We start from the raw sequence: 23,632 nt of genomic DNA on the forward strand, positions 1-23,632 counted from the left end.
TCCGAGACGGAGAAGATGAGCCCCTGGGCGCAGGCGGTCTTCGACACCCTCTCGGCCGTGACCACCCCGGACGTCATCGAGGAGGTGATCTCCCGGGGCATGCTGGAGGTCCTGCCGCTGACCCACATCCGGGGGCGTTCGCTCCACGACGCCTTCGTGATCGTGGACGAGGCGCAGTCGCTGGAGCGCAACGTCCTGCTGACGGTGCTCTCCCGGATCGGCCAGGGCTCCCGGGTGGTGCTGACCCACGACGTGGCCCAGCGCGACAACCTGCGGGTCGGCCGCTACGACGGCGTCGTCGCGGTGGTCGAGAAGCTGAAGGGCCATCCGCTGTTCGCCCACGTCACCCTCACCCGCTCCGAGCGCTCCCCGATCGCGGCGCTGGTCACGGAGATGCTGGAGGACATCAACCCGTGATTCGCCCGCACTAGGGCATAGTCGGACAATACGGTCAACTCTGGGCGTGGGGCCCGCTCCTGACGGGAGCGGGCCCCGTCCCTTTCATCACATCGAGTGCTTTCTGTCCGGAGAACTCCAGTGCGGTGAATGTGAGATGCGCCACGCAACAGGGAATTGCGTCGACAGTGCCCAGTGCGGCATGGTGAGGGTTCTGTCAGGCCCCGCGTACGGCATGACAGGGCCCCCGGGAGACCGTGGGCCCGGTCCGGACGGTCCGCCAACTCCGGTAGGTGGACGCACAATTGAACACCGATGAGCCGTACGCCGCCCGATCGCAACGCCCGGTCGCCCACCGCTTCCGGACGCCGGGTCAGTACCTCCCGTGACCAGCACCGTACGGAGGGCAGCGCAAAGGGGCATCTTGCGCCCGTACGGTCACGCGTGGGCGATGCTGGAAGGAAACCATGTGACTCGGATCTCGGTCCGGGGAGTCGCTGTGGCCTCCGCCACCGCCGTCACCGCAGTCGGTGCCGTCGTGGGTATGGCCTCGGGCAGCGAGGGCAAGACGACGCAGACGGTCGATGTCGCCGGCGCGACCCTGCTTGCCGAAGTCCCCTCTGGCGCCCAGGCGCAGACCATCAGTGACAACATCGGCACGCAGGCCTCCGCCCAGCAGGCCGCCGCCGATGCGGCCGCGAAGGCCGCCGCGGAGCAGAAGGCCGCCGAGGAGGCAGCGCGCCAGCAGGCCGCAGCCGACGCGCAGGCCAAGGCCGACGCGCAGGCCAAGGCCGACGCGGAGAAGGCCGCCAAGGCGGCCGAGGAGAAGCGGAAGGCCGACGAGGCCGCCGCCAACCGCTCCAAGGCGCGCTCGGCGATGGCAGCCACCGACACGTCGGCCCCCCCGGTTTCGGTCAGCCCCGGTTCGGTCCAGGAGATCGCCCAGCAGATCGTCGGCAGCGACGCTCAGTTCCAGTGCTTCAGCCAGATCGTGAAGCGCGAGAGCGGCTGGGACTACACCGCGACCAACAAGAGCTCCGGTGCGTACGGCCTGGTCCAGGCGCTGCCCGGCACCAAGATGGCCTCGGCCGGTGCCGACTGGCGCACCAACCCGGCCACCCAGATCAAGTGGGGCCTCAGCTACATGAACAGCCGCTACGGCAGCCCCTGTGGCGCCTGGTCCTTCTGGCAGTCGCACCACTGGTACTAGGAACCACCGGTACCCGCAGCACGCCGTACCACCTCGGCCCCCGACCGCTCTCCTGCGGTCGGGGGCCGAGGTGTGTGGTGGGCCGCCCCGCCGCCATGGCCGTGCGCCGGGCGGGGCTGCCGCGCTGGACGGGCCGCGCCGCCCGGGCCGCGCTGACCAGTGCGCTCGCGGGCGGTGCGGGCCCGGGTGCGGACGCGGGGCGCGGGGAGGGGTCCTGGTTGCTCCCCGCACCGGCCGGTCCGCCGACAGATGGCTCCTGTACTCGTTCGGAGTCCTCCCCGTTGCCCGGTGCCTGAAACCACCCGGTCACCACCGGTTTGTCCGGATACGGACCGGCCGCCCGACCGGCCCGCGGGCGGCCGCGCGGTCGCCCGGCGCCCGTCGGTCTCCGCCGGCCGACCGGTCAACCGCCCCGCCCGGCGGACTCGTGCCGGGCCGGGCGGGTAGTTTCATCCCTGACGGCCGTGGCGCGACCCACGGCGTACCGCCGGCACGGCGGCCCAACGGGGGAGCGGTGGTAGCGAGGATGGCGCGGGGCGGGAAGGCCTTCAAGGCCGTGGCCAAGGGCATGGCCGTGGTGGCGAGCGCGGCCGCCGTGATCGAGCGGCGCCGGCGGGCCGCGATCGCGGCCGAGTACCACGAACCCCCGGACCCGCTGCCGGTACCGGAGCAGGTGCCGGCCCCGGCGCCCGCCGCCGTGGCCGCGGCACCGGCCCCGCTGCCGGCGCCGCGCGGGGAGCACGCCGAGGCGGGCCGGGGCCAGGCCCCGGCCGCGCCGGCGCCCACCCACGGCGCCTTCGGGCGCGAACTCCACCCCGGCCGGCCCGCCACCCCGGCCGAGGCGGTGCCCTGGGGCCTGCGGGTGGCGGCCGAGTCGACCTGGCGGCTGCTGCTGCTCGGCGCCGCGCTCTACGTCGTCTTCATGGTCGTCGACATGCTGCGGCTGGTGGCCTTCGCGGTGCTGGCCTCGCTGCTGATCTCCGCGCTGCTGGAGCCCACCGTCTCCTGGCTGCGCCGGCACGGCGTACCGCGGTCGCTGGCGGCCGGCGGGGTGTTCATGAGCGGTCTGGCCGGGATCGGCCTGGTCGGCTGGTTCGTGGTCTGGCAGGTGACCACCAACCTGTCGACCGTGACCACCAAGGTCCAGGACGGTGTGGCCACCCTCCGGGACTGGCTGATCACCGGGCCGCTGCACCTGACCCAGCAGCAGATCACCGACTTCGCGAACCAGATCACCAAGGCGATCAGCACCAACACCGAGCAGCTCACCTCGGTCGGCCTCACCGGTGCGCAGATCGCCGTCGAGGTGCTGACCGCCGTCCTGCTCGCCTTCTTCACCACCTTCTTCTTCCTCTACGACGGCGAGCGGATCTGGAACTGGGTGCTGCGCGGCCTGCCCCGGCACTCCCGCTACGCGATGGCCGGGGCCGGTCCGAAGGCCTGGGCCACGCTCACCGCGTACGTGCGCGGGACGGTCTGCGTGGCCTTCATCGACGCGGTCTGCATCGGCGTCGGCATCCAGATGCTCGGGGTGCCGATGGCGCTGCCGCTGGCGGTGATCATCTTCCTGGGGGCCTTCGTCCCGCTGGTCGGGGCGCTCGTCACCGGCACCGTCGCGGTGCTGATCGCGCTGGTCACCGAGGGTCCGTTCACCGCGCTGATGGTGCTGGTGGTGCTGATCGCCGTCCAGCAGATCGAGGGGCACGTGCTGCAGCCGCTGATCCTCGGCCGGGCCGTCCGGGTGCATCCGCTGGGCGTGGTGCTCGGGGTGGCCGCCGGCTCGATCATCGGCGGCATCGGCGGCGCCATCGTCGCGGTGCCGCTGATCGCGGTCACCAACACGGTGGTCGCCCACCTGCGCCGCCGCAACGAGGCCGGGCAGGCCGTCTTCACCGCGATGGAGGCCGCCCGTGAGGCGGCCGTCGCCCGGACGGCGGCCGCCACGTCCGCGGCTGCCGCGGGCGCCGCGGCGCCCGGTGGGACGGGTGCGCCGGTGAGCGCCGAGTAGGTCCGGCCGGGCCCCGGCCTACCCGGACGCGCGAGAGGGCCCGCCGGACGGAAGTCCGGCGGGCCCTCGCGGTGTGGCGTGGGATCAGGCGTCGACGCCGGCCAGGGCGGCCTCGGAGTCGAGGACGCCGGCCACGGCCTGCAGCACGGCGGCGATCTTCACGGAGGCCTGGATGACCTCGCGCGCGACACCGGCCTTGCTCAGCACGCCCTCGTGGGAGTCGAGGCACTGGCCGCAGCCGTTGATGGCCGAGACCGCGAAGCACCAGAGCTCGAAGTCGATCTTCTCGACGCCCGGAGTGCCGATGATGTTCATCCGCAGGCCGGCCCGCATGCCGCTGTACTCCTTGTCGGAGAGCAGGTGCATGGTCCGGTAGTAGACGTTGTTCATCCCCATGATCGCGGCCGCGCCCTTGGCGGCGTTGTACGCCTCCGGGGAGAGGTTGGCCTTGGCCTCGGGCTCCAGCGCACGCAGCACGGCGGGGCTGCGGGTGGCCATCGCGCAGGAGAGCACGGTGCCCCAGAGCTGCTGGGCGGGGAGGTCGGAGTTGCCGATGACCGCGCTCAGGTTGAGCTTGAGGTCCTTGGCGTAGTCCGGGAGGGCGGACTTCAGGTCGTCGAGAGCCATGTCGGTCAGCCCGCCAGCAGGGCCTGGGCGTCGAGGGTGTCCTCGCCCTTGGTCCAGTTGCACGGGCACAGCTCGTCGGTCTGCAGGGCGTCCAGCACCCGCAGGACCTCCTTGGGGTTACGGCCGACGGAGCCGGCGGTCACCATGACGAACTGGATCTCGTTGTTCGGGTCGACGATGAAGACCGCGCGCTGGGCGGTGCCGTCAGCGCCCTCGACGCCACAGGCGCGCATCAGCTCGTGCTTGACGTCGGCCAGCATCGGGAAGGGCAGGTCGCGCAGGTCCTTGTGGTCCTTGCGCCAGGCGTGGTGCACGAACTCGGAGTCGCCGGAGACGCCGAGGATCTGGGCGTCGCGGTCCGCGAACTCCTCGTTCAGCTTGCCGAACGCGGCGATCTCGGTCGGGCAGACGAACGTGAAGTCCATCGGCCAGAAGAAAACGATCTTCCACTTGCCCTCGTAGGACTTGTGGTTGATCTCGGCGAAGGCGTTCGCGGCGTCCAGGTCGACGCAGGCGTTGAGTTCGAACTCGGGGAACTTGTCACCGATCGTGAGCACGTTCGCTTCTCCTGAAGTGATGAGGGGGTTTGTCCGGATTGCGGAACGGCTTCCACGATTCCACATCGTGGACTGATCAGGGAAATAGCTACACTCGATGTGTCTGATCGGAGAGAGTTATCAATAACCCCACGCCCCCCTCCCGCCCCAGGCCCCGCAGGGGCACCACGCGCAAACCCGAGGCCGCTGTGGGGAGCGCCACACCCCGCGGCCCCCGCGCGCCCACCGTCGCCCAGCTCAAGGCCTTCGTGGCGGTGGCCGAGCACCGGCACTTCCGCGACGCGGCGGCCGCCACCGGGACCAGTCAGCCCGCCCTGTCGGGAGCGGTCGCGGCGCTGGAGGAGTCGCTGGGCGCGCAGCTGGTCGAGCGTACGACACGCAAAGTGATCGTCACTCCCCTGGGGGAGCGCGTGCTCGAACACTCGCGCCGGGTGCTCGCCTCCTTGCAGGCCCTGACCGAGGAGGTGGAGGCCGCCCGCCGACCGTTCACCGGTCCGCTGCACCTCGGCGTCATCCCGACCGTCGCCCCCTACCTGCTGCCCACCGTGCTGCGGCTGGTCCGCGACCGCTATCCGGAGCTGGAGCTGCACGTCCACGAGGAGCGCACGCCCTCGCTGCTGGAGGGGCTGGCCGCCGGCCGGCTGGACGTGCTGCTGCTCGCGCTCCCGGCCGGCGGGGCCTCGCCCACCCGGGACATCCCGCTGTTCGACGAGGACTTCGTGCTGGTCACCCCGCCCGGGCATCCGCTCGCCGGGCGGATCGACGTCCCGCGCGACGTGCTGCTCGACCTGGAGGTGCTGCTGCTGGAGGAGGGCCACTGCCTGCGTGACCAGGCCCTCGACATCTGCCGCGAGGTCGGCGCCGACCCCGGCGGCTCCACCACCCGGGCGGCCGGGCTCTCCACCCTGGTCCAGCTGGTGGCCGGCGGCCTCGGTGTCACTCTGCTGCCCACCACTGCGCTGGACGTCGAGGCGGGCCGGACCGACCGGCTGGCCGCCGTCCGCTTCGCCGCCCCGGCGCCCGGGCGCCGGATCGGGCTCGCCACCCGGCCGGGCTCGGCCCGCAGCGCGGAGTACGACCGGTTCGCGGCCTCGCTGCGCGAGGTGCTGGCGGAGCTGCCGGTCCGGATCGTCGAGTAGTCGGGCCGGGGCGCCGGGCCGGGCTGCCGGTCCGGCCCCGGGCGGCGCCCGCCCCGCACAACGCCCCGCACCCGCCCCGCGTCAGCCGGTCCGGGCCGCCGAGCCCAGGCAGAGCCCGACCGTGGTGGCGACCAGCAGGTCCAGCGCCCGCAGCGCCTCGGCGTCCGGCTGCTCGCCGGTGCTGCGCAGCACCAGGTAGCGGTCGGTCAGCCCGTCGAAGCCGGTCAGGAAGTGCGTGGCGATGTCGCGCGCGGGCAGGGGCAGCTCCAGGCCGTGGGCGGCCGCGAGGGCGTCGAGCATCTGCGAGGCGGTGTCCTCGATCTCGTGCTGCAGCCCGCGCATGATCTCCTGGAGGTCGGGGTCGCGCAGCGCCAGCGCCGCGAACTCGTCCAGCAGGACGCAGCGCCCCTCCTCGCCGGTGGCACCCGCCCAGAGCGCGTGCACCATGGCGCGGATCTGCTCGCCGAAGGGGCCGTCGCCCGGGGCGGCGTCGCGCACCTGGCCCACGAACTCGGCCGTCAGCTGTTCGACCACGGCGCGGTAGAGGTCCTTCTTGGTGCCGAAGGTGTAGTGCACCGTCGCCTGTGCCACCCCCAGCTCGGCCGCGATCGCCCGGGTACTGCCGGCGGCGACGCCCTCGCGGGTCATCAGGTCGATGGCGGCCCGGACCAGTTGCGGGCGCCTTTCGGAGGCGGGGACATGTGCCATTGGGCCAGGGTAGCGCCACGGTCAAATAACTCGGTCGAGTGAACCTGTCGGACGATTATGTCGACCAACTTTGTCAGGTGACAAAGTTGGTCGTACGGTGGAGTCCGACCTGTTCGGGCACCCGCTCGCCGACCGACGTGATCGAGGGTTCACTCATGGCCACGTACCTGTACCGCCTGGGCCGCTACTGCTTCCGTCGCAGGCGCGCCGTGCTCGCCGTCTGGCTCGCCGTGCTGATCGCGGTCGGCGGGGCCGCCGGGGCCTTCGCCGGCAAGACCAGCGACGAGTTCAAGGTGCCCGGCACCGAGGCGCAGAGCACCCTGGACCGCATCAAGGGCACCTTCCCGGAGCAGGGCCACGGCGCGGCCCAGGTGGTCTTCGGCGCCCCGGCGTCCGGCGGCATCACCACCGCCGAGGCGGCCGGGGCCGTCAGCGCGGCGGTCGGCCGGATCGCCGCCGTCCCCGGGGTCGCGGCGGTGCCCGACCCCTACGCCACCGGCGCGCTCTCCCCGGACGGCAGGGTCGCGCTGGCCCTGGTCTCCTTCGACCGCCCGCTCGCGGACGTCACCGACCAGCAGCGCGACGCGGTCCGGGCGGCCGCCGGCCCGGCCGGCGACGCCGGGCTGACCGTTGCCTTCGGCGGCGACGCCTACAACCGGATGGCGCAGGTCGACGGCGGCGAGGCCGTCGGCCTGATGGTGGCCGGCGTGGTCCTGGTGATCACCCTGGGCTCGCTGGTCGCCGCCGGGCTGCCGCTGCTGACCGCCCTGCTCGGGGTCGGGGTGGCGATGGCCGCGCTGCTGGCCCTCTCCGGCTCGTTCGAGATCATCACCACCGCGCCGGTGCTGGCCCTGATGGTCGGCCTCGCGGTCGGCATCGACTACGCCCTGTTCATCCTCTCCCGGCACCGCCGGCACCTCGCCGAGGGCCTGGAGCCGGAGGAGGCGGCGGCCCGCGCCAACGCCACGGCCGGCAGCGCGGTGGTCTTCGCGGGTCTGACCGTGGTGGTCGCGCTCGCCGGGCTCGCCGTCGCCGGGGTGCCGTTCCTGACCGTGATGGGTCTGTCCGCCTCCGGCGCCGTGGTGGTGGCGGTGCTCGTCGCGATCACCCTGCTGCCCGCGCTGCTCGGTTTCGCCGGCCGGGCCATCGACCGGCTGCCGGTCTGGCGGCGGGCGCTGAAGGCCCCCGGCCGGACGACCCTGGGCGAGCGCTGGGCGACCTTCGTGGTGCGCCGCCCGCTGGTCGTGCTGTTCACCGGGCTGGCCGCGCTGGGCGTCCTCGCGGTGCCGGCCGCGAGCCTCAGCCTCGGCCTGCCCGGCGGCGGCTCACAGGCCGCCGGCACCGACGCCCGTACCGCGTACGACCGGATCGGCGAGAGCTTCGGCCCCGGGTTCAACGCGCCGCTGGTGGTCGTCGTCGACGCCGGGAGCGCGGCGCGGCCGGAGCAGGCCGTCCAGGGCGTGGCCGCGAAGCTGGGCACCCTGGAGGGGGTGCGGACGCTGCTGCCCCCGACCGTCGACGGGCCGAGCGGCACGGCCCTGCTCACCGTCATCCCGACCACCGGCCCGGACCACGCCGACACCAGGAAGCTGGTCGGGGAGATCCGCGACCAGCGCGACGACCTGCGGGCCTCGACCGGCGCGCGGATCGACGTCACCGGCACCACGGCCGCCAACATCGACGTCTCCGCCAAGCTCGGCGACGCCCTGCCGCCCTTCGTGGCGGTGATCGGCGGCATCGCGCTGGTGCTGCTGGCACTGGCCTTCCGTTCGGTCCTGGTGCCGCTGAAGGCGGTGGCCGGCTTCCTGCTCAGCATCTCGGCCTCGCTCGGCGCGGTGGTCGCCGTCTACCAGTGGGGCTGGCTGGACGGGCTGATCGACGTGCCGAAGGTGGGCCCGGTGGTGAGCTTCGTGCCGATTCTGCTGATCGCGGTGCTGTTCGGGCTGGCGATGGACTACGAGCTGTTCCTGGTCTCCGGGATGAAGGAGCACCACGTGCACGGCATGGCGCCCCGGGAGGCCGTGGTCGCCGGGGTGAAGAACGGCGCGCGGGTGGTCACGGCGGCCGCCCTGATCATGGTCGCGGTCTTCGGCAGCTTCGTCTTCGGCCACGACCCGATCGTCCAGCCGATCGGCTTCGCGCTGGCGGTGGGCGTGCTGGTGGACGCCTTCGTGGTGCGGATGGCCCTGGTGCCGGCCGCGATGACGCTGTTCGGCAGGGCGGCCTGGTGGTTCCCGAAGAGCCTGGAGAGGGTGGTGCCGCGGGTGGACATGGAGGGCGAGCAGCTGATGGCCCGGCTGGAGTCGGAGCGGGCCGCGCCCGAGGGCACGACCGGGGCCGGGGGCGCCGAGGAGAGCGGCGCGGCGAAGGAGCCGCAGCGGGTCTGACGGGCCCGTCCCGGAGGGCGTCCGGCCACGACGGCCGGGCGCCCTCCGGCGTACCCGGCGGGCCTACGGCAGCCGCTGTTCGAACCAGACGACCTTGCCGGTGCCCAGGCGGGTGGCGCCCCAGCGCTCGGCGCACCTGGCCACTATCTGCAGCCCGCGCCCGCGTTCGTCCTCCGGTCCGGTGCGCCGCGGGCGGGGCAGCAGCGGGCTGTCGTCGCCGACCTCGCAGCGCAGCCGGGAGGTGCGGACCAGGCTCAGGGTGACCGGGCGGGTGGCGTGCTGGACGGCGTTGGTGACCAGCTCGCTGACCATCAACTCGGTTGCCTCGCTGAGCTCTTCGAGCCCCCAGCGGCGCAGTGTGTGGGCGGCCAGCCGGCGGGCCCGGCCGGGCGTCTCGTTGCGCGGCTGGAGGTACCAGTGCGCGACGTCCCCGGCCGGGATGCCGTCGAAGCAGGCGGCCAGCAGCGCGATGTCGTCACCGCGGTCGCCCGGCGGCAGGATCCGCAGCGCCTCCTGGCAGAGCTGCTCGGGAGTGTGCCGCTGGGTGGCGGCCAGCCGGGCCCGGAGCAGCTCCAGCCCGTCGCTGAGCGGGCGGGTGCGGGTCTCCACCAGGCCGTCGGTGAAGAGCAGCAGGGAGGAGCCGGGCGGGGCGGGCAGCTCGACGGAGTTGAAGTCGACCCCGCCGACGCCGATCGGCGCGCCCGAGTCCAGCTCCAGCAGCTCGGCCGTGCCGTCCGGCCCGACGAGCACCGGCGGGACGTGCCCCGCGTTGGCGAGCACCACGCGGTTGGCGATCGGGTCGTAGACCGCGTACACGCAGGTGGCCAGGTGCTGTTCGCGGCCGAGCCGCTGGGCCTGTTCGTCCAGGTGGTAGAGCACCTCGTGCGGGGGCAGGTCGAGCGCGGCCAGGGTCTGGGCGCTCGTGCGGAGCTGGCCCATGATGGCGGCCGAGGTCAGCGAGTGGCCCATCACGTCGCCGACGATCAGCGCCACCCGGTTCCCGGGCAGCGGGACGGCGTCGTACCAGTCCCCGCCGACCTGCGCGCCGCGCTCGCCGGGCAGGTAGCGCTGGGCGAGCCGGACGCCGTGCGGCTGGGGCAGGCGCAGCGGCAGCATGCTGCGCTGGAGCTCGTTGGCTATCTCCCACTCGCGGGCGTACCGCAGGGCGGTGTCCACGGCGAGCCCGGCCTGGGTGGCGAGGTGGGCGGCGGTGGCGGTGTCGGTGGCGTCGAAACTGGGGCGGCCGGTCTTCTCGGGCGGCCGGCGGATCAGCACCAGCAGGCCGAGGACGGCCTTGCGCCCGCGCAGCGGCAGGGCGAGCACCGAGGAGCCCGGGCCGAGCCGGGCCAGCCCGCGCGGGCCGTACAGCTCGCGCAGCAGCTCGGTGGTCCGGTCGGGGCCGGCGGCCGGGGAGCCGGCCGCCCCGAGGACGGCGGCCTCGGCGGGGCGGCGGCTCAGCAGGGTGTGCGCGAGCGCACCGCCCCGGGTGACCGGGGTGGCGGGCCCGGTGTCGGCGGTCGAGCGCGAGCCGTACCGGGTGCCGTAGCGGGAGCCGCGGTGGTCGGAGCCGGTGGTCGGCCGGCCGCGGCGGCCGAGCCGGGTGCCGAGGCTGTGGTGGATCCGCAGGTCGTCGGGGAAGCCGGGTTCGCGCTCGACGTTGGGCAGCGGGTCGCGCAGGTGCACGACGGCGGCGTCGGCGAGGGTCGGTACGAGGACGCGGCAGATGTTGCGCAGCGTCGCGGCCAGGTCCAGGGCGCTGTTGATCCGCCGGGTCGCGGAGTCCAGGTAGGCGAGCCGCTCGGCGACCTGTCCGGTGGCGCTCGGCCCGTTCCCCTCCGGGGCCGGTGGCGTGCGGCGCGGGCCCGGGAGGGCAGGCGGCTGTCCGGCCTCGGGTTTGAGCTGGTCGCGCACGGCTGCCTGTCCTGGGATTGATGGGGAGTGGTGGCTCTGCTGGTCCGGCGGTCGGTCGGTGGGGCGGTGTGGCGAACGGTCAGCCGACGCGTCGGCAGCAGAGGAACAGCTGCTCCTCCGGCGGCAGCGAGGTGCTGGCCGGCGCGTACGGATGCCCCGACTGCTCCTCGACCGCGAACCCGGACTCCACCAGGACCCGTTCCAGATCCTCCCGCAGATACCCGCTGATCCGCAGCTCCCGTCCGAGGAACGGCAGTGGAACGTGATCCAGGTCCGCCTCGACCATACCGAGCGCCAGCAGACCGCCGGGCCGCAGGAGCGCGCGCAGCCGGGTCAGCACGGTGGGGATCTCCTCCTGGGGGAGGAGGATGAGGGAGAAGAAGGCGGTGACGGCGTCGAAGGTGCCGCGGCCCCGCGGGCCCAGGGCCGGGAGGTTCCAGGCCCGGTCGGCGCGCCGGGTGGCCAGGTCGTACATGTCGATGCGGTGGAAGGCGGGGGCGAACGGCCCGTTCGGCGCCGCCGCGCGGGCCAGGGTGAGCATGACGTCCGAAAGGTCTATACCGGTGACGCGCATCCCGGCGGCGGTCAGCTGCCGGACGGTCGGGTCGCCGGTGCCGCAGCCGATGTCCAGCACGGCGGCGCCCGGTTCGAGCCGGGCCAGCAGCCGGCGGCCGCAGGCGAGCTGGCCGCGCTTGGCGGGGAAGGCCTCTCCGTAGCCGGCGCCGATGGTGTCGAAGGCGACGGCCTGCAGGGCCCGCTCGGCACGGCGGCGCAGGACGTCGGGGCCGTCGTCGCCGTCCGCGTCCTCGTCGAGGGGGGACGGGTCGGATATCTGTCCGGTCGTCACGATTGAGAGGCACCTTTCCACCCGGGCCTCCGGTCGGCCGGACGAGGCCGGCCCGCCGTCCTGCCGGCGCCCGCGTTGCCCCGCCGGCCCGCTGCCGGTGGCGGTACGTCACGCTCCCCGCGTCACACTGACTGCACGCTGACACTTTGCACAGGGACACTCTGCACCGCGGGAGCGCCGTCGCGCTGCCGTTTCCGGACGATCCGCCGGACGGGTGCCGTCATGTCTGTACTGGCATCTGAGAATATGCGTGATCACTGCGCCGTGGGGTCCCTTTCCGGCCAACTCGTGACGGTTGGGGTGCTGTGGCCCGGCTTGCGGAAGCACGGGGGGTGCGGGCCGGGGTGGTGCGGTCGGCCGCCGCACGCCGCGGGGCCCGTCGGAGCACGCTCCCGACCTGCGGATCCGTCCGCGTCCGGGGCCGGCAAGGCGACGTTTATCGAACGTCAATCGGCCCGGTGCACAGTGGAGTCCAGCGCCGGGGAAGCGTTGAGGGTGCTCCCGCAGCCGGGGGGCTGCGGGAGCACCGAACGCACGGGGGTCGGCCCCCACGGGGGAAGCACGGGGGTGTGCGGGGCCTACGGCGCGGGGGGAGAGAGGGGCTCGGTGTGCTGCTGGGAGATGAGGTCCGCCACGGGGGAGGCCTCGGGCACACCGAGCCGCGTGAAGATCGCGTGCGCCTCGCGCAGACAGGCCAGCCCGCGGGCCGGCTGGGCCAGGCCGAGCAGCGCCTCGCCGAGCGCGGCGTTGGCGAGGCCCTGGCAGTAGGCGGAGTCCATCTCCTGCCCGATCGCCAGCGACTCCTCGGCCGCCTCGGCCGCGTCCGCGTGCTGCCCGGCGGCGAGCAGGCTCACCCCGAGACGGGCCAGCGTGTAGCCCTCGCGGAGGCGGTTCTGCTGGGAGCGGTAGAGCCGGTGGGCTTCATGGAGGTGGGCGACGGCGGTGCCGGGCGCGCCGCCGGAGGAGAGCACGACGCCCAGCTGGTACAGCGTGTCGGCCAGGCAGGGGCCGTTCTTCGAGGCCCGGGCGCTGGCCACCGCGTCGGTGGCGGAGCGGACGGCGGACCGCGCGTCCCCGACGTCGAGCTGCGCCCGGGCGATGTTGCCCAGCAGCCGGGCCTCGCCGATGGGGGCGCCCACCACCCGGCTGATGGCGAGGGACTGCTCGAAGAAGGGCAGCGCCTCGGCGGAGCGGTCGGCGACGCTGAGGATGATGCCCAGGGTGTTGGTGGCCATCGACCGCAGGATGGTCAGGTCGTCGCTGTCCTGGAGGCTCAGGCTCTTCAGCAGCGAACGCTCGGCGCTCTGGAAGTCGTTGGTGACCGACTGCAGGGTGCCGCGGGCGAAGTGCACCCGGGCCAGCACGGCGGAGTCCTGGTACGACTCGGCGTTGTGGTCGGCGACCTCCAGCATCCGCCGGACCCGTGGACCGTGGGTCGGGTCCTCCACCAGGCTGTCCAGGACGATCAGCAGGTCGACGGCGGGTCGCAGCAATTCGCCGGGCCCGCTCACGGCGGCCTCGACCAGGCTGAGCAGCACCGCGATCTCGCTGCGCAGCCACGCCTGGGCCGATTCGCCGTCCGACAGGCTGAGACCGGGGGAGTTCAGACCGTTGAGCGGCTCCGGTAGCTGGTCGTCCGGCTCGATCGCCTGGGCGGCGTTGCGGACGGTCGGCAGCATCAGGTCGAGCAGCCGCCGCACCGCGGCGTGCTGCTCCTCGACGTCGCCGATCCGCTCGTTCTTGCGCTGCGCGTAGAGCCGCAGGAGGTCGTGGTACCGGTAGCGGCCCGGAGCGAAGCACTCCAGCATGTTCGCCTCGACGAGCGCCTCGGCGAGGTCCTCGGCGGTGTGCTCGTCGACGCCCAGCAGGGCGGTCACGGACGACAGCGGGAGGTCCGGGGAGTCGATCAGGGAGAGCAGTCGAAAGGCCCGCGCCTCGGGGGCGGAGAGCTGCGCGTAACCCAGTCCGATGGTGGTCTCCACCGCCAGGTTGCCGAGCTGGAGCTCGTCCAGCCTGCGCCGTTGATCGGCTAACCGCCGGGCGAGGTCGGAGACGCTCCAGCGCGGCCGGCTGGCCAGCCGGGCGGCGGCGATCCGGACGGCGAGGGGCAGGAAGCCGCAGGCGGTGACCACGGCCATGGAGGCCTCGGGCTCGGCCGTCACGCGCTGCTCGCCGACGATGGCCGAGAAGAGCGTGAGCGCCTCCTCGGGCGTCAGTTCCTCGACGTCGACCAGGTGGGCGCCGGGGATTCCGGCGAGCCGGGACCTGCTGGTGGCCAGCACCGAGCAGCCGGACACCCCGGGGATGAGCGGCTGGATCTGCTGGGCGTCCTGCGCGTTGTCCAGCAGGATCAGCATCCGCCGGCTGGCGAGCAGCGAGCGGTAGAGCGCCGCGCGCTGGTCGAGCGAGTCGGGGGTCTCGGTGACGCCGAGCGCGTGCAGGAAGTCACCGAGCACCACGGCCGGGTCGGCGGGCGAGGCGCCCGCGCCCCGGAGGTCGACGTACAGCTGTCCGTCCGGGAACTCGGCGCGCACCCGGTGCGCCACGTGGACGGCGAGGGTGGTCTTCCCGACGCCGCCGATGCCGGCCAGCGAGGTGACGACCACGGCCTGGCCGGTGGCGTTCATCAGGACGGCGGAGAGGTCGGCGACCAGCTCGGTGCGTCCGCTGAAGTCCGAGACGTCGGCGGGCAGCTGGGCCGGCGGGGTCACCGGGAGCGGCGCGTCCTCCCGGGCGGCGGCGCCGATCGGGGCGACGGCGGGGAGGGTCAGGGCCGGGTCGGCGGCCAGGATGCGGGAGTGCATGGTGGAGAGCCCGGCGCCGGGTTCGACGCCGAGCTCGTCGATCAGCAGCTTCCGGGTGTCCGTGTAGACCCCGAGCGCCTCCGCCTGGCGGCCGCACCGGTAGAGCGCGAGCATCAGCAGCTCGCGCAGCCGCTCCCGGAGCGGGTGTTCGGCGGTCAGGGAGCTCAACTCGCCGACCATGTCGGCGTGCAGGCCGATGTCGAGGGCCACCGCACACCGTTCCTCGGAGACGGTGACGTGCCGTTCGGCCAGGCGCAGCCGCTGGGACTCCGCGTACGGGCCGGGAACGCCGGTCAGCGCCCGGCCGGTCCAGAGGCCGAGCGCGCCCACCAGGAGGCGGTGCGCCTCGTGCAGGTCCCCGGCCACCCGGGCCGCAGTGGCCTCGGACGCCCGGCTCTCGAAGACCGTGACGTCCAGGGCCTCGGGCGGAATACGCAGTGCGTACCCGTCACTGACCGATACGAGCAGTTCGGCGGGGCGGCGAATTTCGCGCTTCGGCTCGATGACGGCGCGAAGGCGCGAGATATATGTCCGCAATGCGGCAATGGCCTGTGTCGGGGGCCGATCTCCCCACAGCCCGTCGACGAGATCCTGGGTGGTGACGGGACGGCCGCCGTGCAGAAGCAGCGCGGTGAGGACGGCCTGTTGCTGCGGTGAGCCGAGGGACACCGGGGCGCCGTCGAGCCAGGCCTGTACGGGACCGAGTACCTGGAAGCGCAGCGCCGACGCGGGCGGCGTCTCCCGAAACTCCATGAAATCCCCCGATGGCCTGTGCTGTCGATTCCGTGAAGGGCGCTCGGCGGTCCGCCGTGTGATGGCTTCAGCTTAGGCGGAGGGCCGACTCTGCCGGACGAACCGGCAAGCCGCACGATGTTTATCGGACATTTAATCAGCCCTACGATACTGACGGCGTGCCCGCACCAAACCGGTGGGGCGGAAGACATTTGATGACCGAAAGGCGGCCGCCCATGGCCAACGACCAGCGCGACACCCCCGCGTCGACCACGGAGGCCGCTGCGGAGGCGGGCGCGGCCGTCGAGGGCGCGGTGGCCGCGTCCCCGGACCAGGCCGAGTACACCGAGCCGACCGCCGACCGGAAGGCGGACCTGGAGGACGACCTCTTCGGGGGCGAGGCCGACCGGATCGTCGAGCCGGCCGCGCCGAAGACCGAGAAGGACGGGCCGTACGAGCCCCAGGGCGTCATCGCCAGCCGTCCGTAGTCGTTCGGAAGCCGGTGCCCCGTACCCCGCGCTCGGTGGGGCGCGGGGCGCTCGTCGTTCTGCCCGGCGCCGCGTCCCCTCCCGCCGGGGCCACCGCCGGCTCCGTAGCCGGCTCCGGCGGCCGGGCCCGTCAGGCGACCCGGCTCTCGTTGAGGCGCGAGTCCTGGTTTCGGGCGGCGAGCCGGGCGCTCAGCCGGGCCCGGCTCTCCGGCGCGGTCCGGGGGCGGGGCGGCCCGGGGGCCGGGCCGGGGTCGTCGGGGGACGGGTCGGGTGCCGGGCCGACGCGGTCGGGTGGGGCGGTCCACTCGCGGCCGCCGCCCGGGGGCCGCAGGTAGTGCTCTCCGCCGAGGGTGTCCATGTAGATGCCGGTGCGTCCGGTCCTGGTGTCGAGGACGAGTTCACCCACACGCGGTCGGTAGGCCGCGGCGTTGCGCTTACGGGTGCTCACCGCAGTGCTCCTTGCTCTGGTGCGGACGCGGCGGTGGATGCGCCGGTCCTGGTCGCTGTCGGTGCCTGTGTTCTGCTCGGCGACTACCCAGCATCTCTAGAGAAGCTAATATCTCTAGAGATGTCAACGGGCCCGACCGGTCATACCGACGTACCGGCGGCCGGCGGTGGGCCTACGATTTCCGCGAGGACGAGGGAGCAGGCGATGGTCGGCAGCAGCGGCGGGAAACGGCCCAAGTACCAGCGGATCGCCGACGCGCTCAAGGCGGCCATCGACACCGGGGAGTACCGCGCCGGCGACCGGCTGCCCGGCGAGAACGACCTCATGGAGACCTACGGCGTGGCCCGGATGACGGCCCGCCAGGCGCTCGGCGTCCTGCAGAGCGAGGGCATCGCCGAGGCGCGCAAGGGCGCCGGGGTCTTCGTCCGGGACTTCCGGCCGCTGCGGCGGCGCGGCATCCAGCGGCTCGCGCAGGGGCAGTGGGGGTCGGGACGGTCCATATGGTCGGCGGACATCGACAACCGGACGCTGGTGGTGGACCAGGTGTCGGTCACCGAGCAGGGCGCGCCGGAGCACGTGGCGCGGGTGCTCGGGGTCGATCCGGGGGCGCCGATGTGCGTGCGGCACAGACGGTTCGTGCTGGACGGCAAGCCGGTGCTGCTCTCCACGTCCTACCTGCCGGCGGAGCTGGTCGCCGGGACGGCGATCACCCGGGAGGACACCGGGCCGGGCGGTACCTACGCGCGGCTGGCCGAGATCGGCGCCAAACCGGTGCACTTCCGCGAGGAGGTCCGGTCGCGGATGCCCAGCGCGGAGGAGGGCGTCCGGCTGGAGCTGTCGGCGGGCACGCCGGTCATCCTGATATGCCGCACCGCCTTCGCCGACGAGGGCCAGGTCGTCGAACTCAACGAGATGACGCTCGACGCGGCGTCCTACGTGCTGGAGTACGACTTCGACGCCTGAGCGCCCGCGTGCCTGACCGCGTGAGCGCCCCGCGCGCGCCCGCCCCGGTCGCGGAGTTCGCGGCCGGGGCGGTCGGGGCGGGGGCGGTCGGGGCGGGCGGCGGAGCGCCCGGCCGCTACTCCTTGGAGCGCACCCGCAGGCTGGTGATCAGCGGGCCCTCGGTGGTCTCGCGGAAGAAGTCGTTGCCCTTGTCGTCCACCACGATGAAGGCCGGGAAGTCCACGACCTCGATGCGCCAGACGGCCTCCATGCCCAGCTCCGCGTACTCCAGCACCTCGACCTTCTTGATGCAGTCCTGGGCCAGCCGGGCCGCCGGGCCGCCGATGGAGCCGAGGTAGAAGCCGCCGTGCGCGGCGCAGGCGTCGGTGACCTGCTTGCTGCGGTTGCCCTTGGCGAGCATCACCATCGAGCCGCCGGCCGCCTGGAACTGGTCGACGTAGGAGTCCATCCGGCCGGCCGTGGTGGGGCCGAAGGAGCCGGAGGCGAAGCCCTCGGGGGTCTTGGCCGGGCCGGCGTAGTAGACCGGGTGGTCCTGGAGGTACTTGGGCATGCCCTCGCCGGCGTCCAGCCGCTCCTTGATCTTGGCGTGCGCGATGTCGCGCGCGACCACGAGCGTGCCGGTGAGCGAGAGCCGGGTCTTGACCGGGTACTTGGACAGCTCGCTCCGGATCGCGGCCATCGGCTGGTCGAGGTCGATGCGCACCACGTCGTCGTCGAGGTGCTCGTCGGTGGTGTCCGGCAGGTACTTCGCCGGGTCGGTCTCCAGCTGCTCCAGGAAGACGCCCTCGGCGGTGATCTTGCCCAGTGCCTGGCGGTCGGCCGAGCAGGAGACGGCCATCGCGACCGGCAGCGAGGCCCCGTGCCGCGGCAGCCGGACGACGCGCACGTCGTGGCAGAAGTACTTGCCGCCGAACTGCGCGCCGATGCCGATCCGCTGGGTGAGCTCGGTGACCTTGGCCTCCAGGTCCAGGTCCCGGAACCCGTGCCCGGTACGGGCGTTGCCCTCGGTCGGCAGGTTGTCCAGGTAGTGCGCGGAGGCGTACTTGGCGGTCTTCAGCGCGAACTCCGCGCTGGTGCCGCCGATCACGATGGCCAGGTGGTACGGCGGGCAGGCGGCGGTGCCGAGCGAGCGGATCTTCTGCTCCAGGAACGAGAGCATGCTGGCCTCGTTCAGGATCGCCTTGGTCTCCTGGTACAGGTACGACTTGTTGGCCGAGCCGCCGCCCTTGGCCATGAACAGGAACTTGTAGGCGTCGCCGTCGGTCGCGTACAGCTCGATCTGGGCCGGCAGGTTGTTGCCGGTGTTCTTCTCGTCCCACATGGTCACGGGGGCCATCTGCGAGTACCGCAGGTTGAGCTTGGTGTACGCGTCGTAGACGCCGTGCGCGATCGCGCTCTCGTCGCCGCCCCGGGTCAGCACGGACTGGCCGCGCTTGCCCATGACGATCGCGGTACCGGTGTCCTGGCACATCGGCAGGATGCCGCCGGCCGAGATGTTGACGTTCTTCAGCAGGTCCAGCGCGACGAAGCGGTCGTTCGGGCTGGACTCCGGGTCGTCCAGGATGCGCCGCAGCTGGGCGAGGTGGGCGGGGCGCAGGTAGTGCGAGATGTCGTGCATCGCCTCGGCGGTGAGCAGCCGCAGGGCCTCGGGCTCGACCTGGAGGAAGGTGCGACCGCCGGCCTCGAAGGTGGAGACACCCTCGGAGGTCAGCTTGCGGTACGGGGTCGGGTCAGCGCCCAGGGGGAGCAGGTCGCTGTACTCGAAATCCGGCGTGGGAGCCATGGGGGCGGTCCTTAGTGTTCCAGTGATGCGGCTGCGTCGGCGAAGCACCCTCAAGGGTAGGACCCGCCGGAACGTCGCACGCGGACAGGTCGGCCTGCGTGACCGGGGTCACTCGTACACGCGTACGGGACTTGCCCGGTTGACTAGGCTTGGGCCGTGGACAACTCGCCGTCGCAGGACGACCAGGGGCAGTCGCCCGTAGCCATCACCAAGCCGGGGGGCGAGCCGCCCGCCCGGGTCGACCGGACCCCGGTCGCCGAGGCCGAGATGCGGGCCTCGGACGCCGACCGCGAGCGGGTCGCGGAGCTGTTGCGCGACGCCTATGCCGAGGGCCGCCTGAACGTGGACGAGCACGCCGAGCGGATCGAGGCCGCCTACGGGGCCAAGACGCTGGGCGACCTCGTGCCGCTCACCCGGGACCTCCCCGCGCACCGGTCGATCTCCTTCGAGAAGGCCCCGCTGGGCGTGCCGGAGGCCCGGCCGTCCGGCCCGGTGCGGCTGCCGGCGCGGCACGAGGCGCCGACCATGGTGGCGATCTTCGGCGGGGCCTCCCGCCGGGGCCGCTGGCGGGTCGGCTCGCACCTGCGGGCGGTCGCGGCGTTCGGCGGGGTCGAGATCGACCTGACGGATGCCGTCTTCGAGTCGCCCGAGGTGGAGATCGAGGTGATCGCCATCTTCGGCGGCGTCGAGATCAAGGTGCCGGAGAACGTCAGCCTGCACGGCAGCGGGGTCGGCATCTTCGGTGGCTTCGACGTCAAGGAGCAGACCGCGGCCGACCCGTACGCGCCGGTCGTCCGGGTCAAGGGCGCCGCGGTGTTCGGGGGTTGCGAGGCGAAGCCGCGCAAGGGCAAGAAGCTCAAGGAGTGGGTGCGCAAGCAGCTCGGCACCGACTAGGGGCCCGCTGCGGGCCGCTGACCTGCGCAGGGCCGGACCGAGTGCCCGGGCGGGAACAACTCCCGCCCGGGCACTCGGTGTTGCGGCGAGTGCAGGCTGTAGTCGATTGCGTGCAGTGTGCATGAATCGCGGTGCGGCAGGGTAGTTCCTCTCGCACATCGCTTCTTGTACGGCTGCGCACCGGAGGCGGCCTGAGGCCGGCTCGGGGGGTGAAGAGCGGGGGCTCGCAGCCGGACAGGGGAGCGAGCTTCCCCGTGTCCGAGAGCCTCGTCAGGAGTACGGCCGTGCTGCATCCGATCGAGTCCCGCACCACTTCGCCCGTCGCCGCCGCCCGGGTGCTGGAGCGCCCGCCGGTTGCCCAGTCGCAGGGCGACGACAATCCCTGGCACACCGGCGCGGCCTGCCGGCGGGACGAGGTGGGCCTGTTCTTCGCTCCTTCCAAGGAGCCGACGGCGGCCCGGCTCTCGCGCGAGGAGCGGGCGAAGCAGGTCTGCGCGCGCTGCCCGGTGCTGCTGGAGTGCCGCGAGCACGCGCTGGCGCAGCCGGAGCCGTACGGGGTGTGGGGCGGGCTGACGGCCGCCGAGCGCCGGGTGGTGCTGGCCCGCCGGCGGCGCCGGGAGACCGACCTGCACGAGGCCGCCCGGATCCCGGCCGCCCGCAGCCGCATCGCGGGCTGACCGGGCTGACCGGGCGACGGGCGGTACGCGAGGCGCCCGGCGCGGTACGCGAACGCCCCGCGGTACGCGAACGCCCCGCGGCTTCGGCGAAGGGGGATTTCGCCGAAGCCGCGGGGCATTGGAACGCGGCCGGGAGCCGGTTCAGTTGGCGCGGTCGAAGTCGATCGCGCTGTACGCCCGCAGCTTGGACAGCTTGTGGGTCGAGTGGATCTCCCGGATCGTGCCGCTCTTGGAGCGCATCACCAGCGAGCTGGTGGTGGCGGTCTCCTGGCGGTAGTGCACGCCGCGCAGCAGCTCGCCGTCGGTGATGCCGGTGGCGACGAAGAACACGTTCTCGCCGCTGACCAGGTCGTCGGTGGTGAGCACCCGGTCCAGGTCGTGGCCCGCGTCGAGGGCCTTCTGGCGCTCGGCCTCGTCCTTGGGCCAGAGCCGGCCCTGGATGACGCCGCCCATGCACTTCATCGCGCACGCCGCGATGATGCCCTCGGGGGTGCCGCCGATGCCCATCAGGAGGTCGACGCCGGTGCCCTCGCGGGCCGCCATGATGGCGCCGGCCACGTCGCCGTCGGAGATGAACTTGATCCGGGCACCCGCCTCGCGGATCTCCTGGACCAGGCCCTCGTGGCGCGGCCGGTCGAGGATGACCACGGTGACGTCCTCGACGGCGCTGCCCTTGGCCTTGGCGACCCGGCGGATGTTGACGGCCGCCGGCGCGGTGATGTCGACGAACTCGGCGGCCTCCGGGCCGGCCACGAGCTTGTCCATGTAGAACACGGCGCTCGGGTCGAACATGGTGCCGCGGTCGGCCACGGCCAGCACGGCCACGGCGTTGTTCATGCCCTTGGCGGTCAGGGTGGTCCCGTCGACCGGGTCCACCGCGACGTCGCACTCGGCGCCGGTGCCGTCGCCGACCCGCTCGCCGTTGTAGAGCATCGGTGCTTCGTCCTTCTCGCCCTCGCCGATGACGACGACACCGTTCATGGAGACGGTGGAGACGAGGGTGCGCATGGCCTTGACGGCGGCGCCGTCGGCGCCGTTCTTGTCGCCACGGCCGACCCAGCGGCCGGCGGCCATCGCGGCCGCCTCGGTGACCCGGACGAGCTCGAGCGCGAGGTTCCGGTCCGGAGCCTCGGGAGCGACCTCAAGGGCGCTGGGGAGATTGTGCGGGTACTGCGTGGTCATCGTCGTTACCTCTCTGTACGCGACGGCCAGTAAGCGCCCGACTACTGCCAGGTCGAACGCCGTGGTGAGGGTCCTGCGATCGTATCTGCCCAAGAGATGACTGTCTGTGGCGCGGGTCGCCACCCCCGGTCGGAATCGGCCCGTTCGTCCCGGATCACCCGTACGTGGGCACCCCCGGGTGCCGGTGTCCCGTAAGGGATGAGTCACCATGTGGGGGTGGCTGGAGAGAGCAAGGGCATGAGGAGCCGGCAGTCGGTACGGGACATGGTCCTGTCGATGCTGGCCGTCGGTTTGGTGGTCTGGGTCGGGTACCTGTTCCTGCCGCACGACGCCGGCGGCGACGGGGTGCGCACGGTCGAGTACAAGGTGGCCGCGGCCTCGGCGAAGCGCGCCGCACCGTACCCGCTGCTCGCCCCGGAGGGCCTCTCCGACAAGTGGCGGGCCACCTCGGTCAAGTACGACCCGGCGTCGCTGGGCGGCGGCCGGGGCAACGCCTGGCACCTGGGCTTCGTCACCCCCGCCGGTCAGTACGCGGCGGTCGAGCAGAGCGACATCGCCCCGGGCTCGCTGGTCGGCTCGCTGGTGGCCGACGGCAAGCCGGACGGCAGCTCCGAGGTGGCCGGGCGGGTCTGGGAGCGGATCCAGGGCGGCAAGTCCCGCGCGCTCACCTTCCAGAGCGGCGGCGGCACCACCGTGCTCACCGGCACCGCCTCGTACGAGGAGCTGGCCGAGCTGGCGCAGGCGCTCAAGTAGCCAAGCGGCGGGCGGAGCCGGCCGCCCGGCGGCGGCGGAACGCGCGGAAGGGCCCGCACCGGTCGAACGGTGCGGGCCCTTCCTGCGTGCCACCGGTCAGACGGTGGTGACGACCTCGTCGTAGGCCAGGCGCGGCGAACGCGGGAACCAGGCGTCCTCGCCCGGCTTGCCGATGTTCACCACGGCCAGCACCGAGTGCTCGCCGTCGGCGAAGAACTCCTTGTTGATGCCCTCGGCGTTGAAGCCGGTCATCGGGCCGGCGGCCAGGCCCGCGGCGCGCACGCCGATGATGAAGTAGCCGGCCTGCAGGGCGCCGTTCAGCACCGCGGAGGACTCGCGCACCGGACGCTCGGTGAAGAAGAGGTCCTTGGCCTGCGGGAAGTGCGGCAGCTGGGTCGGCAGCTCCTCGTGGAACTCGTTGTCCACGGCCAGGATGGCGACCAGCGGCGCGGCGGCGGTCTTCGCCTTGTTGCCGTCCGCCAGGTGCTGGACGAGGCGCTCGCGGCCCTCCGCCGAGCGGACCAGGACGACGCGCAGCGGCTGCTGGTTGAACGCGGTCGGGCCGAACTTCACCAGCTCGTAGATGGCCTGGATCTGCTCCTCGGAGACCGGCTCGTCGGTGAAGGTGTTCGCCGTGCGGGCGTCACGGAACAGCAGGTCCTGAGCGGCGGCGTCGAGTACCAGGGCGTCGGTGGTCATGCTTGTCTGCACCTCATGCGGGACGGGGTTCGTCGGTCGACCGGCGGCGCCGATCACTGGATCCCAACATGAGTGAAGATTCAACTGTTCCCCGGGGGCGTGTGACACGGGTCACTCCGGGGCGGCCCCGCCCTCCTCGGCGGCCAGCGCGGCGTCCAGCCGGGCCCGGGCGCCGTCCAGCCAGCGCTGGCAGACCTTCGCCAGCTGCTCGCCGCGCTCCCAGAGGGCCAGCGACTCCTCCAGCGACGTGCCGCCGTTCTCCAGCTGCCGGACGACCTCCAGCAGCGCGTCCCGGGCGTGCTCGTACCCCAGCGCGTCGTCGGGGGTCCGCGGCGCCGCCTCCACCTGCTCCTGCTCAGCCATGGAGCCAGCGTAGGGCGTGACGCCGACAGCGCCGTCCCACCACCGCCCGCGCGGCC

At 73.1% G+C, this 23,632-nt stretch carries 21 protein-coding genes; 10 read left to right on the top strand and 11 right to left on the bottom strand.

All coding sequences use genetic code 11. The features are described from left to right. The 3 genes from ACZ34W_RS04955 to ACZ34W_RS04965 all read left to right on the top strand — a co-directional run. Window positions 1-417: PhoH family protein (locus ACZ34W_RS04955; RefSeq protein ID WP_465601897.1), on the top strand; the 417-nt coding region annotated here is incomplete at its 5' end. 448 nt (window positions 418-865) lie between these two features. After that, on the top strand, window positions 866-1,606 hold the full coding sequence (locus tag ACZ34W_RS04960; RefSeq protein WP_465601899.1) for an aggregation-promoting factor C-terminal-like domain-containing protein: 741 nt from the start codon (window positions 866-868) through the stop codon (window positions 1,604-1,606). A gap of 526 nt (window positions 1,607-2,132) precedes the next feature. Next, window positions 2,133-3,614, top strand: a complete 1,482-nt coding sequence (locus tag ACZ34W_RS04965) for an AI-2E family transporter (protein ID WP_465601901.1) — start codon at window positions 2,133-2,135, stop codon at window positions 3,612-3,614. An 84-nt stretch (window positions 3,615-3,698) separates the two neighbouring features. On the opposite strand, the gene ACZ34W_RS04970 is transcribed toward ACZ34W_RS04965, so the two are convergent. After that, window positions 3,699-4,241, bottom strand: coding sequence for an alkyl hydroperoxide reductase (locus ACZ34W_RS04970; protein WP_465601903.1), 543 nt, complete (start codon window positions 4,239-4,241; stop codon window positions 3,699-3,701). Window positions 4,242-4,246: 5 nt separating this feature from the next. Continuing rightward, a complete protein-coding gene (locus tag ACZ34W_RS04975) occupies window positions 4,247-4,798 on the bottom strand; it encodes a peroxiredoxin (RefSeq protein ID WP_329489403.1) in 552 nt (183 codons plus the stop codon). Between the two features lie 188 nt (window positions 4,799-4,986). On the opposite strand from ACZ34W_RS04975, the gene ACZ34W_RS04980 reads away from it, so the two are divergent. Then, complete coding sequence (locus ACZ34W_RS04980; protein WP_329489404.1) at window positions 4,987-5,937, top strand: LysR substrate-binding domain-containing protein; 951 nt, start codon at window positions 4,987-4,989, stop codon at window positions 5,935-5,937. An 81-nt stretch (window positions 5,938-6,018) separates the two neighbouring features. Here the strand turns inward: ACZ34W_RS04980 and ACZ34W_RS04985 are convergent, their stop codons facing one another. After that, a complete protein-coding gene (locus ACZ34W_RS04985; protein ID WP_329489405.1) occupies window positions 6,019-6,645 on the bottom strand; it encodes a TetR/AcrR family transcriptional regulator in 627 nt (208 codons plus the stop codon). A 155-nt stretch (window positions 6,646-6,800) separates the two neighbouring features. Here ACZ34W_RS04985 and ACZ34W_RS04990 point away from each other — a divergent pair, with 155 nt between their 5' ends. Next, a complete protein-coding gene (locus ACZ34W_RS04990; RefSeq protein WP_329489406.1) occupies window positions 6,801-9,032 on the top strand; it encodes an MMPL family transporter in 2,232 nt (743 codons plus the stop codon). 63 nt (window positions 9,033-9,095) lie between these two features. On the opposite strand, the gene ACZ34W_RS04995 is transcribed toward ACZ34W_RS04990, so the two are convergent. The 3 genes from ACZ34W_RS04995 to ACZ34W_RS05005 all read right to left on the bottom strand — a co-directional run bounded on the left by ACZ34W_RS04995 (window position 9,096) and on the right by ACZ34W_RS05005 (window position 15,347). Next, complete coding sequence (locus tag ACZ34W_RS04995) at window positions 9,096-10,943, bottom strand: SpoIIE family protein phosphatase (RefSeq protein ID WP_465601907.1); 1,848 nt, start codon at window positions 10,941-10,943, stop codon at window positions 9,096-9,098. A 79-nt stretch (window positions 10,944-11,022) separates the two neighbouring features. Continuing rightward, window positions 11,023-11,790 (bottom strand): class I SAM-dependent methyltransferase, encoded by a 768-nt coding sequence (locus ACZ34W_RS05000; protein ID WP_465601909.1) that lies wholly within the window; start codon window positions 11,788-11,790, stop codon window positions 11,023-11,025. A 578-nt stretch (window positions 11,791-12,368) separates the two neighbouring features. Continuing rightward, window positions 12,369-15,347 (bottom strand): AfsR/SARP family transcriptional regulator, encoded by a 2,979-nt coding sequence (locus ACZ34W_RS05005; RefSeq protein ID WP_465601911.1) that lies wholly within the window; start codon window positions 15,345-15,347, stop codon window positions 12,369-12,371. Window positions 15,348-15,562: 215 nt separating this feature from the next. Between ACZ34W_RS05005 and ACZ34W_RS05010 the strand changes: the two genes are divergently transcribed. Then, a complete protein-coding gene (locus ACZ34W_RS05010; protein ID WP_396488593.1) occupies window positions 15,563-15,814 on the top strand; it encodes a hypothetical protein in 252 nt (83 codons plus the stop codon). 130 nt (window positions 15,815-15,944) lie between these two features. Here ACZ34W_RS05010 and ACZ34W_RS05015 read toward each other — a convergent pair whose 3' ends face one another. Further along, complete coding sequence (locus ACZ34W_RS05015; protein ID WP_329489411.1) at window positions 15,945-16,262, bottom strand: hypothetical protein; 318 nt, start codon at window positions 16,260-16,262, stop codon at window positions 15,945-15,947. 204 nt (window positions 16,263-16,466) lie between these two features. Here ACZ34W_RS05015 and ACZ34W_RS05020 point away from each other — a divergent pair, with 204 nt between their 5' ends. Then, the gene (locus ACZ34W_RS05020) at window positions 16,467-17,225 is read left to right on the top strand and encodes a GntR family transcriptional regulator (RefSeq protein WP_329489412.1); all 759 of its coding nucleotides are present in this window, start codon (window positions 16,467-16,469) and stop codon (window positions 17,223-17,225) included. A 115-nt stretch (window positions 17,226-17,340) separates the two neighbouring features. Here ACZ34W_RS05020 and ACZ34W_RS05025 read toward each other — a convergent pair whose 3' ends face one another. Further along, the gene (locus ACZ34W_RS05025; protein WP_465601914.1) at window positions 17,341-19,008 is read right to left on the bottom strand and encodes a fumarate hydratase; all 1,668 of its coding nucleotides are present in this window, start codon (window positions 19,006-19,008) and stop codon (window positions 17,341-17,343) included. 156 nt (window positions 19,009-19,164) lie between these two features. Here ACZ34W_RS05025 and ACZ34W_RS05030 point away from each other — a divergent pair, with 156 nt between their 5' ends. Beyond that, entirely contained in the window at window positions 19,165-19,902 is a 738-nt protein-coding gene (locus ACZ34W_RS05030) for a DUF1707 SHOCT-like domain-containing protein (RefSeq protein ID WP_465601916.1), read from the top strand. 284 nt (window positions 19,903-20,186) lie between these two features. Continuing rightward, window positions 20,187-20,579, top strand: coding sequence for a WhiB family transcriptional regulator (locus tag ACZ34W_RS05035; protein ID WP_329489415.1), 393 nt, complete (start codon window positions 20,187-20,189; stop codon window positions 20,577-20,579). 141 nt (window positions 20,580-20,720) lie between these two features. Here ACZ34W_RS05035 and glpX read toward each other — a convergent pair whose 3' ends face one another. After that, window positions 20,721-21,761 carry a class II fructose-bisphosphatase gene (gene glpX, locus ACZ34W_RS05040; protein WP_352289981.1) on the bottom strand — a complete coding sequence of 347 codons (1,041 nt, stop codon included), beginning with the start codon at window positions 21,759-21,761 and terminating at the stop codon, window positions 20,721-20,723. A 216-nt stretch (window positions 21,762-21,977) separates the two neighbouring features. Between glpX and ACZ34W_RS05045 the strand changes: the two genes are divergently transcribed. Beyond that, window positions 21,978-22,514, top strand: coding sequence for a DUF4245 domain-containing protein (locus ACZ34W_RS05045; RefSeq protein ID WP_380384751.1), 537 nt, complete (start codon window positions 21,978-21,980; stop codon window positions 22,512-22,514). Between the two features lie 96 nt (window positions 22,515-22,610). On the opposite strand, the gene ACZ34W_RS05050 is transcribed toward ACZ34W_RS05045, so the two are convergent. Both ACZ34W_RS05050 and ACZ34W_RS05055 read right to left on the bottom strand, forming a co-directional pair. Then, entirely contained in the window at window positions 22,611-23,213 is a 603-nt protein-coding gene (locus ACZ34W_RS05050; protein WP_329489419.1) for a malonic semialdehyde reductase, read from the bottom strand. 111 nt (window positions 23,214-23,324) lie between these two features. Next, the gene (locus tag ACZ34W_RS05055) at window positions 23,325-23,576 is read right to left on the bottom strand and encodes an exodeoxyribonuclease VII small subunit (RefSeq protein WP_329489420.1); all 252 of its coding nucleotides are present in this window, start codon (window positions 23,574-23,576) and stop codon (window positions 23,325-23,327) included. Window positions 23,577-23,632 lie beyond the last annotated feature (56 nt).

The organism is Kitasatospora sp. NPDC022856, from assembly GCF_055561235.1.